The organism is Mucilaginibacter sp. MD40 (assembly GCF_002288635.1).
GTDB lineage: Bacteria > Bacteroidota > Bacteroidia > Sphingobacteriales > Sphingobacteriaceae > Mucilaginibacter.
In genome coordinates, this window is record NZ_NRSW01000001.1 from 1,160,704 (window position 1) to 1,174,440 (window position 13,737).

General features: G+C 45.3%; 14 protein-coding genes. 9 read left to right on the top strand and 5 right to left on the bottom strand.

Annotation, left to right across the window (positions count from 1 at the left end; translation table 11 throughout):
* Positions 1 to 7: 7 nt before the first annotated feature.
* The 7 genes from CKK33_RS05245 (at position 8) to CKK33_RS05275 (ending at position 5,987) form a co-directional block, all read left to right on the top strand.
* The gene (locus tag CKK33_RS05245; RefSeq protein ID WP_095703094.1) at positions 8 to 1,387 is read left to right on the top strand and encodes an NADH-quinone oxidoreductase subunit N; all 1,380 of its coding nucleotides are present in this window, start codon (positions 8 to 10) and stop codon (positions 1,385 to 1,387) included.
* A gap of 55 nt (positions 1,388 to 1,442) precedes the next feature.
* Positions 1,443 to 2,081 (top strand): DedA family protein, encoded by a 639-nt coding sequence (locus CKK33_RS05250; protein WP_095703095.1) that lies wholly within the window; start codon positions 1,443 to 1,445, stop codon positions 2,079 to 2,081.
* A gap of 17 nt (positions 2,082 to 2,098) precedes the next feature.
* Positions 2,099 to 2,644, top strand: a complete 546-nt coding sequence (locus CKK33_RS05255) for an inorganic diphosphatase (protein ID WP_095703096.1) — start codon at positions 2,099 to 2,101, stop codon at positions 2,642 to 2,644.
* Positions 2,645 to 2,651: 7 nt separating this feature from the next.
* Complete coding sequence (locus CKK33_RS05260) at positions 2,652 to 3,992, top strand: hemolysin family protein (RefSeq protein WP_095703097.1); 1,341 nt, start codon at positions 2,652 to 2,654, stop codon at positions 3,990 to 3,992.
* 98 nt (positions 3,993 to 4,090) lie between these two features.
* Entirely contained in the window at positions 4,091 to 4,798 is a 708-nt protein-coding gene (locus CKK33_RS05265) for a 16S rRNA (uracil(1498)-N(3))-methyltransferase (RefSeq protein WP_095703098.1), read from the top strand.
* A gap of 1 nt (position 4,799) precedes the next feature.
* Positions 4,800 to 5,462 carry a DUF4159 domain-containing protein gene (locus tag CKK33_RS05270; protein ID WP_095703099.1) on the top strand — a complete coding sequence of 221 codons (663 nt, stop codon included), beginning with the start codon at positions 4,800 to 4,802 and terminating at the stop codon, positions 5,460 to 5,462.
* A 30-nt stretch (positions 5,463 to 5,492) separates the two neighbouring features.
* The gene (locus CKK33_RS05275; protein ID WP_095703100.1) at positions 5,493 to 5,987 is read left to right on the top strand and encodes an acetyl-CoA carboxylase biotin carboxyl carrier protein subunit; all 495 of its coding nucleotides are present in this window, start codon (positions 5,493 to 5,495) and stop codon (positions 5,985 to 5,987) included.
* Here CKK33_RS05275 and CKK33_RS05280 read toward each other — a convergent pair.
* From CKK33_RS05280 to CKK33_RS05295, 4 genes are all read right to left on the bottom strand, one after another.
* A complete protein-coding gene (locus CKK33_RS05280; protein ID WP_095703101.1) occupies positions 5,984 to 6,532 on the bottom strand; it encodes an NUDIX hydrolase in 549 nt (182 codons plus the stop codon). The genes CKK33_RS05275 and CKK33_RS05280 overlap by 4 nt on opposite strands.
* Before the next feature lie 96 nt (positions 6,533 to 6,628).
* Positions 6,629 to 7,426: a YgcG family protein gene (locus CKK33_RS05285; protein ID WP_095703102.1), complete on the bottom strand. Its 798-nt coding sequence runs from the start codon at positions 7,424 to 7,426 to the stop codon at positions 6,629 to 6,631.
* Between the two features lie 11 nt (positions 7,427 to 7,437).
* Positions 7,438 to 7,872, bottom strand: coding sequence for a TPM domain-containing protein (locus CKK33_RS05290; RefSeq protein ID WP_095703103.1), 435 nt, complete (start codon positions 7,870 to 7,872; stop codon positions 7,438 to 7,440).
* A 71-nt stretch (positions 7,873 to 7,943) separates the two neighbouring features.
* The gene (locus CKK33_RS05295; RefSeq protein ID WP_095705759.1) at positions 7,944 to 8,522 is read right to left on the bottom strand and encodes a LemA family protein; all 579 of its coding nucleotides are present in this window, start codon (positions 8,520 to 8,522) and stop codon (positions 7,944 to 7,946) included.
* A 200-nt stretch (positions 8,523 to 8,722) separates the two neighbouring features.
* On the opposite strand from CKK33_RS05295, the gene CKK33_RS05300 reads away from it, so the two are divergent.
* Positions 8,723 to 11,011, top strand: a complete 2,289-nt coding sequence (locus CKK33_RS05300; protein WP_095703104.1) for a GH92 family glycosyl hydrolase — start codon at positions 8,723 to 8,725, stop codon at positions 11,009 to 11,011.
* A gap of 197 nt (positions 11,012 to 11,208) precedes the next feature.
* On the opposite strand, the gene CKK33_RS05305 is transcribed toward CKK33_RS05300, so the two are convergent.
* Positions 11,209 to 11,778: an RNA polymerase sigma factor gene (locus CKK33_RS05305; protein ID WP_095703105.1), complete on the bottom strand. Its 570-nt coding sequence runs from the start codon at positions 11,776 to 11,778 to the stop codon at positions 11,209 to 11,211.
* A 372-nt stretch (positions 11,779 to 12,150) separates the two neighbouring features.
* Between CKK33_RS05305 and CKK33_RS05310 the strand changes: the two genes are divergently transcribed.
* Entirely contained in the window at positions 12,151 to 13,701 is a 1,551-nt protein-coding gene (locus CKK33_RS05310) for an NAD(P)/FAD-dependent oxidoreductase (RefSeq protein WP_095703106.1), read from the top strand.
* Positions 13,702 to 13,737 lie beyond the last annotated feature (36 nt).

The following is a 13,737-nucleotide window of genomic DNA, read 5'->3' on the forward strand; positions in this document are numbered from 1 at the left end:
TAGATACATGACTTCTATAATTATTATATCTATTTTACCCATTGTACTTCTGTACCTGGGTTTATATAAAGCGCAGAAAGCCTTATTACCTGTTGCTGTACTTGGTTTGCTGGCGGCGCTGGTTACCTCTGTTATGCAGTGGAAAACCAACGCGGTACCCGAGTTTAACGGCATGTTGTTGTATGATAATTTTTCGGTTGCTTTCTCGGTGATCAGTATCATTACTACTATCCTTATACTACTGCTATCCAAGGGTTATTTTGAGCGCATAAGTAACCATATTGCTGAGTATTATGCTATCATTCTGTTCTCGTTGGCTGGTATACTGGTAATGGTATCATACCATAACATTACCATGTTATTTATTGGTATCGAGATCATGTCAGTAAGTTTATACATATTGGCCGGTATCCGTAAAAATGATTTCGCTTCTAACGAAGCTGCTCTCAAATATTTTCTGATGGGAGCTTTCTCAACAGGTTTCCTTTTATTTGGTATAGCATTAATTTACGGTTCTACTGGTACGTTCGACCTGGATGGCATACGCGACTGGGTGCTCATGAGCCCCCGCAAAATTGACCCGATGTTTTATACCGGCATTATGCTAATTATTGTTGGTTTGTGCTTTAAGGTTGGTGCCGCGCCGTTTCACTTCTGGACGCCCGATGTATATGAAGGCGCTCCTTCGTTGATTACGCTTTTCATGTCGACAGTGGTAAAGGTGGCTGGCTTTGCCGCGTTCCTGCGTTTATTTTCGGCTTGTTTCCTGCCAATAGCTCAATTCTGGACGCCGGTTCTGCTGGTGATCACAACGCTAACGTTATTTATCGGTAACATCACCGCGCTATATCAGCAAAGCTTTAAACGTATGCTGGCTTTTTCCAGTATTTCTCATGCAGGCTATTTGCTTTTCGCGATTGTGGCTATTGGAGCAGGTTCTGCCAATTCCATATTTGTATATGCTACAGCTTATTCCATAGCTTCAGTTATCGCGTTTGGCGCACTTATACTGGTAAGACAGCAAAGTGGCACAGATAATTTTGAAGGCTTTAACGGTTTGGCGGCACGCAATCCGTTCCTGGCTCTGGTACTTACAATAAGCATGCTGTCATTGGCAGGTATACCGCTTACCGCCGGTTTCATAGGTAAATTTTACATGTTCTCAGGCGCGTTGTCGCAATACAGGGTTTGGCTTGTGGTGGTAGCTATCGTTAATGCCATTATAAGTATCTTCTATTACTTCCGCGTTATTATTGCCATGTACTTCCGCAGTGCCGAGCGTGAGCAGGTGGAGATACCGGCTTACTACAAACTCGTTTTAGGGTTTTCTGCGCTGGTAACTATCGTTATCGGGGTATATCCGGCAATTGTATCCGGCCTAATTTAGGCTGTATAACGCTGCAAATTAATTTAATATTTGTAGTTTTACGGATATCGGTTTCATGGAAAACTTTTGGGAATACCTGCATAATCTCACAGACGCTAACTCTATTTTAAGTAATGGTGGCTTTATAGTGTTGATTGTAGTTATTTACGCGGAAACAGGATTGTTTTTTGGGTTTTTCCTACCCGGCGATTATCTGCTGTTTTTGGCCGGGTTGTTAACGGCTGCGGGCATTATTCATGTACCGGTTTATTTATTAGTCCCTTCACTTATATTAGCTGCTGTTTTAGGTAATTACACGGGGTACTGGTTTGGGTACCGCACAGGGCCGGTGCTGTTTAGTAAGAACGATTCGTTATTTTTCAAAAAGAGATACATTTCTGTAGCGGAGGAATTTTACGCCAAGCATGGCGGCATGGCACTTATTTTAGGCAGATTTTTCCCGATAGTTAGGACATTTGCCCCTATATTTGCAGGTATTGTAAAGGTCGACTTAAAAAAATTCAGCCTTTACAATATTGTTGGGGCAATAGCTTGGGTAACCACGTTAACCCTTGCAGGTTATTTTTTAGGCAGGCGTTTCCCGCAATTGAAGGATAATTTACAATACATCATACTTGGATTAATAATTATTACAACAATTCCGCTTGTTTTTGCTTATGTGAAAAGACGCATGCATAGTCAAAAGGAAAATTAAATATATATACATAATAAATGAGCACACAGCATCCCTGGCACCAGGTTTCACCGGGCGATAATACACCCGAGATAGTAAATGCGATAATCGAGATCCCTAAAGGATCAAAAGGAAAATACGAAATAGATAAAGAATCGGGCCTTTTAAAGCTCGATCGTGTATTGTTCTCTTCAGTAATGTACCCGGCCAATTATGGCTTTATCCCGCAAACTTATTGTGATGACAAAGACCCGCTGGATATATTAGTACTTTGTTCTACAGATGTTTACCCGATGTCGATCATCGAGGCTAAAGTAGTAGGTGTAATGCACATGGTTGATAATGGCGAGCAGGACGATAAAATTATCGCGGTAGCTAAAAACGACATGTCGGTAAATTACATTAACGATCTTAACGAGTTGCCGCCGCATTTTATGAAAGAAATTGTACGTTTCTTTAGCGATTATAAAGTACTTGAAGGTAAAAATGTTACTATCGAACACCTGTTGGGTTTACGTTACGCGCACAAGGTTATTGAGGAAAGCCTTGAGCTGTATAAAACAACTTTTCCTGCTCACCAATAAACTATAAATGGACCCCGGGAGTTACGAAATAAACGCTTTTTACATATTTGCAACCATTTTCCTGGTATTGCTGAACGGCTTTTTTGTTGCCGCGGAATTTGCTATGGTGAGGGTGAGGGGCTCGCAGATTGAAATAAAAGCCAAATCGGGCAGCGGGGTTGCTAAAATAGCACGCGGCATACTGCACAATCTTGATGGTTACCTGGCTGCTACGCAGCTGGGTATTACCATTGCTTCGCTGGCACTTGGTGTGGTGGGCGAGGAGGTGGTAACCAGTATTGTGGTACGCGCCTTTATGTCTGTTGGCATCACATTAAGCCCGGGCTTTATTACCACGGCTCACATCCTGTCTTTCGTGGTGATCACCGTATTACACATCGTTTTTGGAGAGCTGGCGCCAAAATCACTGGCCATCCAAAAATCAGTACGTACGGTGCTGGCGGTATCATGGCCATTGCGTTTTTTCTTTGTGGTATTTAAGCCATTTATATGGGTGCTTAACGGCTTCGCCAATTTTATACTCAAGCTTATTGGTATCACCAACGTAGAGGGTAGCGAAACGCACCACTCGTCAGAAGAGCTGCAGTACTTGCTTGAGCAGGGTAAGGAAACCGGCGCGCTTGATTCAAACGAGCATGAGCTGATACAGAACGTGTTTGATTTTAATGAGCGTGTAGTAAAAAATATCATGGTGCCCCGTACCAAGATACAGGGTATTGAGATTGATGCAACCAAAGAAGAGTTGCTGGATACCTTGATAGAAGAAGGTTACTCGCGTATGCCGGTGTATGATGAGGTGATCGACAAGATCATCGGTATTGTACATGCCAAGGATATTTTACCATTACTGGCCCGTGGGCAGGAGGTGGTGCTAAAGGATATTATCCGTAAGCCTTACTTTGTGCCGGAGACCAAGAAGATCAATGATCTGATGGCCGAGTTGCAGCAAAAGCGTATACAGATAGCCATTGTATCCGACGAGTTTGGCGGTACTGCCGGTATGGTAACGCTTGAGGATATTGTGGAAGAATTGGTAGGTGAGATACAGGACGAGTACGACGAGGAAAAACCTATTGTAGAGAAATTGAATGACCGTGAGTTTGTGGTAAACGCGCTTGCGCCTATTTATGATGTGAACGAGCACCTGCCTCATGACCTGCCCGAAGATGGCGACTTTGATACTGTATCTGGCTGGTTAGGCCACATATTTGGAAAAATACCGGATGTAGGTGAGCAAAAAGAAAGCAACGGCTACAATATTACCGTACTCAAAAAATCAGACCAGAACATTGAAGCGGTAAAGCTGGAACTGTTGATCAATGAAGAAGACGCGGTAGACTTACATTAGCCGTTAGTATCAAGTATCAAGTAAGCAGTATAAAAATATGTTCTGCTACTGTTAAGTAATCTCGATACTTGATACCAGTTACTTGATACTAAAAAACCATGCAGCTTTTTTATACGCCCGATATAGACCCGAAACTATCTCAATACTTTTTGAGCGAGGAAGAGAGCAAACATGCTGTGCGTGTTTTGCGGCTTGCCGTTGGCGATGAAGTAACATTGATTGACGGCAAAGGCGGCCTGTATAAAGCTGAAATTATCGATGCGCATCCTAAGCGGACCATATTGCAAATAAACTCTGTTACTGAGGAGTATCAAAAGCGCAACCATTACCTGCACATTGCTATTGCACCTACAAAAAACCTGGATAGGATAGAGTGGTTCCTGGAGAAAGCTACCGAAATAGGGATTGATGAAATATCTCTGGTGATCTGCCAGCGGTCAGAGCGTAAAGAAGCTAAGATAGAGCGCCTCGATAAGATCATCACATCCGCTATCAAGCAATCTATAAAAGCGTATCACCCTAAACTGAATGCCCCTGTCGCTTTCCATCAATTTATTCAGCAAGGGTTTGAGGGAGATAAATATATTGCCCATTGTGCCGATGGTGAAAAAGCTGATCTGACACAATCTTTTAAAAAGCATGGGCGTTATCTGATCATGATCGGTCCCGAAGGTGACTTTACCCCGGCAGAGGTGGAGATGGCCGCTAAAAGCAGCTACCGTGCGCTTACTCTTGGCGAGAGCCGCCTGCGTACCGAAACGGCAGCTTTAGAAGCATGTTTTGAAGTGAATTTTTTAAACCGCTGACATGAGGAAGCTGGTAGTTATCGCGGTAACTTTAGTAACGTTGGTTGGGATAAGCAGCTTCGCGCCGCCATCATACAAAATGGCAAGGCTTAAATATAACGGTGGCGGCGATTGGTACGGCGACCGCACCGCGCTCATCAACCTCATTAAATTTTGCAACCAAAACCTGAAAACCAGTTTCGAGCCCGAAGAGGATGTGGTTGAGGTGGGCAGCGAGCAACTGTTCAATTACCCATTTGTTTTTATGACCGGGCACGGCAACGTAATCTTTAGCGATCAGGAGGCACGTAACCTGCGTAAATACCTTACAGGCGGTGGGTTCTTGCATATTGATGATAATTACGGCCTTGATCAATTCATTCGCCCGCAGATGAAAAAGGTATTCCCGGAGCTTGATTTTGTGGAGCTGCCCGTCAACTATGCTATCTATCATCAGAAATATGATTTCCCCAATGGCCTTCCCAAGATACATGAACATGATGGCAAGCGCCCGCAAGGATTTGGGCTGATCTATAAAGGGCGATTGGTTTGCTTTTACACCTATGAGTGCGACCTGGGAAACGGCTGGGAAGATTATGGCACCTACGCCGGCGACACGCAGGAAAGCCGCTTGAAGGCGCTTAAAATGGGCGCCAATCTGGTGCAGTATGTCTTTACTAAATAGTATTTCCTATATTCGTTAAAAACCACATATATGTATAAGATAAAGGTTGGTGCGGAAGAGTTTGAATTACAACGCGATGGTGCAGATCTGCTGCTGAACGGAAAAGCGGTACCTGCGGATGTAAAGCAACTGAATGATCGCCTTTATCATATCATCAGTAACCATGCTTCTTACAACGCTGAAGTGGTGAGTTTTGACGCGCAGGCCAAAACGGCTCAAATAAAAGTAAACAACAACCTATATACGATTAGCGCCAAGGATCAGTTTGATATGCTGCTGGATAAAATGGGCCTGAGCAACCTCATGACGGCCAAGGTAAGCGACATTAAAGCACCCATGCCCGGTTTGGTTTTAAAAATACTGGTTGAGGAAGGCGCCGAGGTTAATAAGGGCGACAACCTGTTTATCCTCGAGGCCATGAAGATGGAAAACATCATTAAAGCTCCCGCTGATGTTACCATCCGTTCAATTAAAATGCAACCCGGCGACAAGGTTGAAAAAGGCCAGGTGCTGATGGTATTTTAAAGCTCTCCCAGCTTCATTAAAGCATAGAACAGCCCGGTGCAATGTAATGCTTGTGCTATTTTATTATCCGCGAGTAACTGCTTTACTTCGGCGATGGTGTATTGCTCAACTACAATGTTTTCATGTTCATCCAGGTCTTGCTCCTGCACTTTTACGCCACCTTTGGCCAGGTAGCAAAAGGTTTTGTTATTGGCCGTAGATGGGTTGGCATATACCGTGTTTAATAACTCTATATCATCAAACCGGTAACCGGTTTCCTCCAGTAATTCCCGGCGCATGGCTTGTAAAGGTTCTTCCCCATCATCAATTACACCGCCTGGTATCTCGAGCGATACAATATTAGCCGCATGCCGGTACTGGCGCACCATTAACACCTTGCCCTCATCGGTAATGGCAACCGCGTTAACCCAGTTAGGGTATTCCAGCACATAATAATCTTCAACTATGCGGCCATCCGGCATTTCGCATCTGTCGGTACGAAGCGTGGCCCAGGGGCCTTTATGTATGTAAGTGGAAGAGCAGGTTTTCCAGGTAAGTTCTGTCATGGTGCAAATATAGGTCTAACAATAAAAAGAGACGCATCACATGCGTCTCTCTAAATAAATTCTTAAGGCTTTCAGCTTTACCTTTCACCTCAAAAACTACCAGCTGCCGCTGCTGCCGCCGCCGCCGCCGCTACCGCCGCCAAACCCACCGAAGCCGCCGCCTCCACCGCCCCAGTCGCTGCCACCACCGGAGAAACCTCCCCAGTCGCTACCGCTGCTACGGCCGCTGTTGCCCAGCATATTACCGGCCAGGAACCACCAGAAAGGATCGGCGCCGCCACGGCTGCCAATAATGCGCCGGCCACCGCCGCCACCGCCACGGTTCTTAAAGATGATAATGAGTATGATGACCACGATGATAATAACAAATATCACTGAACCGCCGTCTTTTTTTCCGGCCTTCTTATCTGCCTTGTACTCACCGCGCATCGCTTTGATGATATCATCAGTAGCGGCATTTAACCCGCCGTAATAATCATTCTCACGGAAGCGGGGTTTCATATCGTTCTGGATAATTTGCTGCGTAACAATATCCGGAAGCGAACCCTCGGCGCCATAACCTGTAGAAATAGCCATCTTACGGTCCTTCATGGCTACCAGTATCAGCACACCGTTGTTTTTTTCTTTGGAGCCAATGCCCCATTTACGTAAAAGCGCTGTGGCGTACTGGTTAATATCATAATCGCCGGTCGACTGCATCATCACTATCGCTATTTGCGTAGAGGTGGAGTCGTTATAGGCAACCAATTTGTTCTCCAGGTTTTGTTTGTCGGTTTCCGATAGGGTGTTGGTATAGTCGGTAACCAACTTATCAGAGCGTTGCGGAATGTCCTGGGCAAAGGAAACGCTTGCAATTAGCAGCAGGCCCAGGAATAAATAAAGCTTTTTAAACATTGGTATGATGATTAGTTACCATCCATAAAGGCAATATCGTCAGATAGTTCGTTAGTGTCGCCTGCCTGGTGCGGAAAATATTGTTTTAACTGTTCGCCGGCTTTAGCAATGCCGGTTACAATGCCCTCAACCAGATTGCCGTATTTAAACTGACTCAGCATATCTTCTTTTGTGCTGTCCCAAAAATCATCAGGCACTACCTGGTTTATACCGGCATCGCCAATAATGGCAAATTTGCGGTCTACAGTAGCTACATATATCAAAACACCGTTACGTAGCTTGGTCTTATGCATTTCCAGCTGCGCGAAATATTTGGCGGCCCGGTTAAGCGGCTCGTCGCTGCATGTTTTTTCTATGCACACCCTTATTTCGCCCGAGGTGTTCTTTTCAGCGTCAGCTACAGCTTTTTGTATACGTTGCTGCTCCTCGTCAGTAAATACAGCCATATTTTATAAATTACACTGATTTTTGGTATGATTTCACCGATCGTATATCTATCGGTGAAATCAAAAGATAATTAAAATTGTACTTTAGGTGCTTTTTCCGCGCCGGCTTCGCTCTTGAAATAGCCCTTTTCGCTAAACCCGAACATTTTGGCGGTAATATTGGCAGGGAAAGCGCGTATCTTGCTGTTATATGCTTGTACGGCTTCGTTAAAATCGCGGCGAGCCACAGAAATACGGTTCTCGGTGCCTTCCAACTGTACCTGCAAGCCCCTGAATGCTTCGTTGGCCTTTAGGTTAGGGTAGTTTTCTGAAGCAACTAATAAGCGGCCAAGCGCTGTACTTAACTGGCCTTGTGCCTGCTGGTATTGCTGTATAGCCTCTGGTGTAAGTTTGGTAGGGTCAACCTGGATAGAAGTAGCTTTAGCACGGGCTTCGGTAACCTCGGTGATAGTGGTTTTCTCAAAGTTAGCTTCGCCTTTTACGGTTGATACCAAATTAGGGATCAAATCGCTGCGGCGCTGATACTGGGTTTCTACCTCGCCCCATTTGCCTTTAACATTCTCGTCAGACTTTACCATCCCGTTATAACTGCAACCGCCTATCATGGCAATCAATACTACCACTACGATTACGATAATCAGATTTTTCATGTGTTTGTTGTTGTTTTTAGTTTTTGAGGTATTGTGTATTTTATAGTTTAGATACAAATCGCATACCGATGTTACATTTTGTAACATTTACGACATATTGGCAATAATTATCTGTATAAATGTAATTAAATATCAATAAGCTATACACCAATTTTATATTTGCTGTTTCAAAAAAGGCATATTAATTACATAAATCATTTATGAGGAAAATATTTATCGCTATGCTACTTTGCACGGGCGTGAAGGCTTTTGCACAGAAAGGCCACGACAACCTGGTGCAATATGTTAAGCCTATCATTGGAACGCAGCGTATGGGTCATACTTATCCCGGTGCTACCGTGCCTTTCGGTATGGTGCAGCTAAGCCCGGAAACTGATACAGCAAGCTACGATCTTAATGGCAAATACAACCCTAAGGTTTATGAATATTGCGCAGGTTATCAGTATGAGGATAAAACCATTGTCGGCTTTAGTCACACACACTTTAGCGGTACCGGCCACTCTGATCTGGGCGATTTCCTGATCATGCCAACGGTAGGTGAACTTAAACTAAACCCCGGTGTGGCAGATAAACCCGGCAGCGGCTATCGCTCGGCTTTCTCACATGCTAACGAGGTGAGTGCGGCCAACTATTACAAAGTAAAGCTGGATGCGTCAAACATTACAGCGGAAATGACGACCAGTACACGGGTGGGTTTCCATCAGTATACTTTCCCTAAATCAGACAAAGCGCACATCATTCTTGACCTGATGGCGGGCATATACAACTATCCTGGCAAAAATGTATGGACCTATGTGAGGTTAATTAATGATAGCACTGTAGTGGGCTACCGCTCCACAAACGGATGGGCACGTACCCGCAACCTGTATTTTGCTATGAAGTTTTCTAAGCCATTTATGCAGCACGGCTTTAAGAAATACGACCAGCGAGAAGTTTACGGCGGTTTCTGGGGCAAGTTCAACCAAAGCAAAAACTTCCCTGAAATAGCGGGTAAGCAAATTCGCGCCTATTTCGATTTCAATACTGAAGAAGGTGAAAAGATCAAGATCAAATTTGCCTTATCGCCGGTGAGCATGGATGGTGCTTTAGCCAACATGCAGGCTGAGGTGCCTGGCTGGGATTTTGAGAAGGTAAAGAATGACGGGCAGGCGCAATGGGAGAAAGAACTGGAGAAGATCACGATCACAGGTAATGTAGAGAAGAAGCAAAACTTCTATACTTCCATGTACCATACCATGATCAACCCGACTATCTACATGGATGTGGATGGCCAGTACAAAGGGCTCGATCAAAATGTGCATAAGGCTGATGGCTTTACTAACTATACTACCTTCTCTCTTTGGGATACCTATCGTGCCTTGCACCCGCTGTTTAACATCATTCAGCCACAGCGTAATGCTGATATGGTGCGGTCGATGCTGGTGCATTTTGACCAAAGTCCGGAAGGGATGCTGCCGGTTTGGAGCAATTCCGCAAACGAGAACTGGTGTATGAGCGGTTACCACAGCGTGGCCGTTTTGGCAGACGCGGTTGTCAAGGGCAACGCGCCGTTTGATGCTAATAAGGCTTTAGAGGCTTGCATAGCCACCGCGCGTAAACGCAGCTACGAAGGTATTGGCGAATACATGGATAAAGGTTACGTGCCGGATGAAAAGAGCGGCACATCGGTATCTAACACTTTAGAGTATGCTTATGATGATTGGGCTATTGCACAAATGGCTAAAAAATTGGGCAAAACTGATATCTATAACGAATTCATCAAACGCTCAGAAAACTATAAAAACGTTTATGACCCAACCGTAGGGTTTATGCGCCCTAAAAAGGCCGATGGTACTTTCCGTGCAAAATTTGACCCATTGAGTACCATTAATGAAGGGTTTATTGAAGGTAACTCCTGGAACTACACGCTATTTGCCCCGCAAGACCCCAAAGGCTTAATAGCACTGATGGGCGGCAATACGCGTTTTGTACGCTACCTGGATTCGTTATTTACCATGAACCTGCCCGATAAGTATTTTGCTGAAACGGAAGATATTACCCGTGATGGCATCATCGGTAATTATGTACATGGCAATGAGCCATCGCACCATGTGGCCTACCTGTACAACTGGACGGATAAACCCTGGAAAACCCAGGAACGTATCCGCATGATATTGCCGCGCATGTACAAACCAACCCCTGACGGCTTGGGCGGTAACGATGATACCGGCCAGATGAGCGCCTGGTACATATTTAGTTCAATTGGCTTCTATCCGGTAGCGCCGGGTTCGGTTGATTACGCCATCGGCAGCCCTTCGGTAAACAGCGCGGTGATACAGGTGGGCAACGGTAAAACCTTTAATATTATGGTTAAAAACCAGGGCGATAAAAACGTTTACGTGCAAAAGATCATGTTAAACGGCAAACCACTAAACGGCCTCACCATCACCCACGACCAACTCATGGCCGGCGGCGACATGGTGTTCTTTATGAGCAGTAAACACAAGTAGAGATTAGTGGTTGGAGATTAGAGATTAGGTGTTCGATGAAGATTGATGAATTTCGAACACTGAATTTTGAATACGAATTTCGAAATCACATAAAACAGAAAGGTGTGCAACGATAGTTGCTCACCTTTTTTGTTATTGATTTATTGGAAAAAAATGTGTTCATCTCCCTTTACTCCTGAGAGGGCCGGGGTGAGGCATTATCCCGCCAAGCAGTGGCGCTCCCTTATGGCCAGCTTCACCAGTTTTTCTTTCAGAATAGTGCGTGCGCGGTAAAGAGTTGTGCGTGATAAAAGCTCTGTCATGCCCAATTTGTTGCCTATCTCCTGGTGCGAATAACCCTCTATGGCGTATAGGTTAAACACAGAACGGTAAGTATCCGGTAACTCCTGTACCATGGTCATCAGTTCATTGGTTTCCAGATTATTGCCGTTTTGGCTGGTGCTAACGGGAATATTTTGCTCACTAAAGTCATCCACCAATATGGTGCTTTTTGCTTTGCGGTAACGTGATATGGCGCTATGCACCATAATACGGCGGATCCAACCCTCCAAACTTCCCTCGCCGCGGTAATTGCCCATGTTTTTAAACATCTTGATAAAACCTTCCTGCAGGATATCCTGCGCTTCGTCTTTATCATGGGCATATCGCATACACACGGCAAGCATTTTAGGAGCCAATAACTTATATAATAGTTCCTGCTGTTTGCGGTCGTTGCGAAGGCAGCCTTCCCAAAGAGTTTGTATGCGGTTGTCAACTGAAGTTGTCATGGTGGTAATGTTTATTGATAGCACTTATGCCAAAACCCAACCTATTTTATAATGTATTGATAATGAATTATTTAAATTTTAAATTGGTTTTTAAAACGTTCACTATCGTACAGTTGTCGTCCGCTTGTAACACTAAATGTGTTATTGCGAGCGATAGCGCGGCAATCCTATTGCCTCACCCTGCCCTCTCCAAAGGAGAGGGTTTTAAAACCCGTTACTTTTAAGTCCTCTCCTTTGGAGAGGATTTAGGTGAGGTATTTTCCGCATAATGATGATAAACAGGGGTTAGTTTAAGTCCTCTCCTTTGGAGAGCGTTGGGTAAGCCTTTTTCCTTATCTTTGTATTATCCGGGATAAAAACCCGGCAATTATTATGATAAAGGAAGCAGAAATTGTATGCCCGCCCGGGCAGCAGGATGACGAGAACGTTTTAAAAACACTGGCATCCGCAGCTATCAATGTCCCCCAAAAACGTATTACCGGTGTTAAAGTAGTTAAACGCTCTATTGATGCGCGCGGCCGCAAGGTAGTGTACCGTGTGCAGGTACAGGTTTTTGTGGATGAGCCTTTTAAAGTTGAGCATTATAACCACCAATATCAGAACGTTAATGATGCCAAACGGGTGATCATCGTAGGTGCTGGTCCGGCCGGATTGTTTGCTGCTTTGCAATGTATCGATAAAGGACTGAAGCCAATTGTACTGGAGCGCGGTAAAGATGTTAAGCAACGCCGCCGCGATCTGGCTAATATCAATAAACAGGGCTTGGTTAACCCGGAATCGAACTATTGCTTCGGCGAGGGTGGTGCAGGTACTTATTCAGATGGTAAGCTTTACACGCGCTCAACCAAACGCGGCGATGTAAAGGGCGTGCTGGAAACCTTTGTGGACCACGGCGCTACCGAAGATATTTTAGTTGATGCCCGTCCGCACATAGGCACCAATAAGCTGCCGCAGATCATCACCGCTATGCGCGAAAGCATACAGAATGCCGGCGGCGAGGTGATATTTGATGCAAAGGTAACTTCGCTTATAGTTGAATTTGGTAAGATAAAGGGTGTGCAATTAGCTAACGGTGAAAAGCTTTTGGCTGATGCCGTGATACTGGCAACCGGCCATTCGGCGCGTGATGTATTTGAGATGCTGCACCGCCAGGGTATTTTGATAGAAGCCAAGCCTTTTGCCTTGGGTGTGCGTATTGAGCATCCGCAGGAAATTATTGACAGGGCGCAATACCACTGTGAATTCCGCGGGCCCGACCTGCCACCTTCCTATTATAGTTTAGTCGAACAGGTTGATGCACGAGGAGTGTTCTCATTCTGTATGTGTCCGGGCGGTATTATTGCCCCTTGTGCTACGGATGTAGATGAGATAGTAGTGAACGGTTGGAGCCCGTCTAAACGGAACAACCCGTATGCAAACAGCGGTACGGTGGTGCAGATCAACATGGAAGATATTAAAGGCGACATGAACGACCCGTTTCGCATGCTAAACTTTCAGCAGGAAGTGGAGCGCGTAGCCTTTAAAGCAGGCGGTGGCAACCTGGTTGCACCGGCGCAGCGCATGGTTGATTATGTGGAGGGCCGACTTTCGCGCGACCTGCCTGATAACTCTTACCTGCCCGGCTGCAAAAGCATCGAATTAAAGGAAGTTTTACCCAGTTGGATTGGCGAGCGCCTGCGCAAGGCCCTGCCTGCCTTCGGGCGCAAGATGAAAGGCTACTATACCAATGAGGCTATTTTGGTCGGTGTGGAGTCGCGCACTTCATCGCCTGTAAAAATCCCTCGTGATAGGGAAACCTATCAACACCCGCAGGTAGCCGGTTTATTCCCTTGCGGTGAGGGTGCGGGCTACGCAGGTGGTATTATTTCAGCAGCAATCGACGGCGTTAACTGCGCCGATGGCGCGGCAAAATATTTAGGCTAAGAAGCCATTGCGGCAGCGTTGCTGCAACTTATATTT

Excerpts from the sequence above, each read along its gene's own strand:
- CKK33_RS05245 (WP_095703094.1), top strand. The coding sequence starts at position 8 with ATGACTTCTATAATTATTATATCTATTTTACCCATTGTACTTCTGTAC.
- CKK33_RS05255 (WP_095703096.1), top strand. The coding sequence starts at position 2,099 with ATGAGCACACAGCATCCCTGGCACCAGGTTTCACCGGGCGATAATACA.
- CKK33_RS05280 (WP_095703101.1), bottom strand. The coding sequence starts at position 6,532 with ATGACAGAACTTACCTGGAAAACCTGCTCTTCCACTTACATACATAAA.
- CKK33_RS05310 (WP_095703106.1), top strand. The coding sequence starts at position 12,151 with ATGATAAAGGAAGCAGAAATTGTATGCCCGCCCGGGCAGCAGGATGAC.
- CKK33_RS05270 (WP_095703099.1), top strand. The coding sequence starts at position 4,800 with ATGAGGAAGCTGGTAGTTATCGCGGTAACTTTAGTAACGTTGGTTGGG.
- CKK33_RS05295 (WP_095705759.1), bottom strand. The coding sequence starts at position 8,522 with ATGAAAAATCTGATTATCGTAATCGTAGTGGTAGTATTGATTGCCATG.
- CKK33_RS05305 (WP_095703105.1), bottom strand. The coding sequence starts at position 11,778 with ATGACAACTTCAGTTGACAACCGCATACAAACTCTTTGGGAAGGCTGC.
- CKK33_RS05265 (WP_095703098.1), top strand. The coding sequence starts at position 4,091 with ATGCAGCTTTTTTATACGCCCGATATAGACCCGAAACTATCTCAATAC.
- CKK33_RS05290 (WP_095703103.1), bottom strand. The coding sequence starts at position 7,872 with ATGGCTGTATTTACTGACGAGGAGCAGCAACGTATACAAAAAGCTGTA.
- CKK33_RS05300 (WP_095703104.1), top strand. The coding sequence starts at position 8,723 with ATGAGGAAAATATTTATCGCTATGCTACTTTGCACGGGCGTGAAGGCT.
- CKK33_RS05285 (WP_095703102.1), bottom strand. The coding sequence starts at position 7,426 with ATGTTTAAAAAGCTTTATTTATTCCTGGGCCTGCTGCTAATTGCAAGC.
- CKK33_RS05250 (WP_095703095.1), top strand. The coding sequence starts at position 1,443 with ATGGAAAACTTTTGGGAATACCTGCATAATCTCACAGACGCTAACTCT.
- CKK33_RS05260 (WP_095703097.1), top strand. The coding sequence starts at position 2,652 with ATGGACCCCGGGAGTTACGAAATAAACGCTTTTTACATATTTGCAACC.
- CKK33_RS05275 (WP_095703100.1), top strand. The coding sequence starts at position 5,493 with ATGTATAAGATAAAGGTTGGTGCGGAAGAGTTTGAATTACAACGCGAT.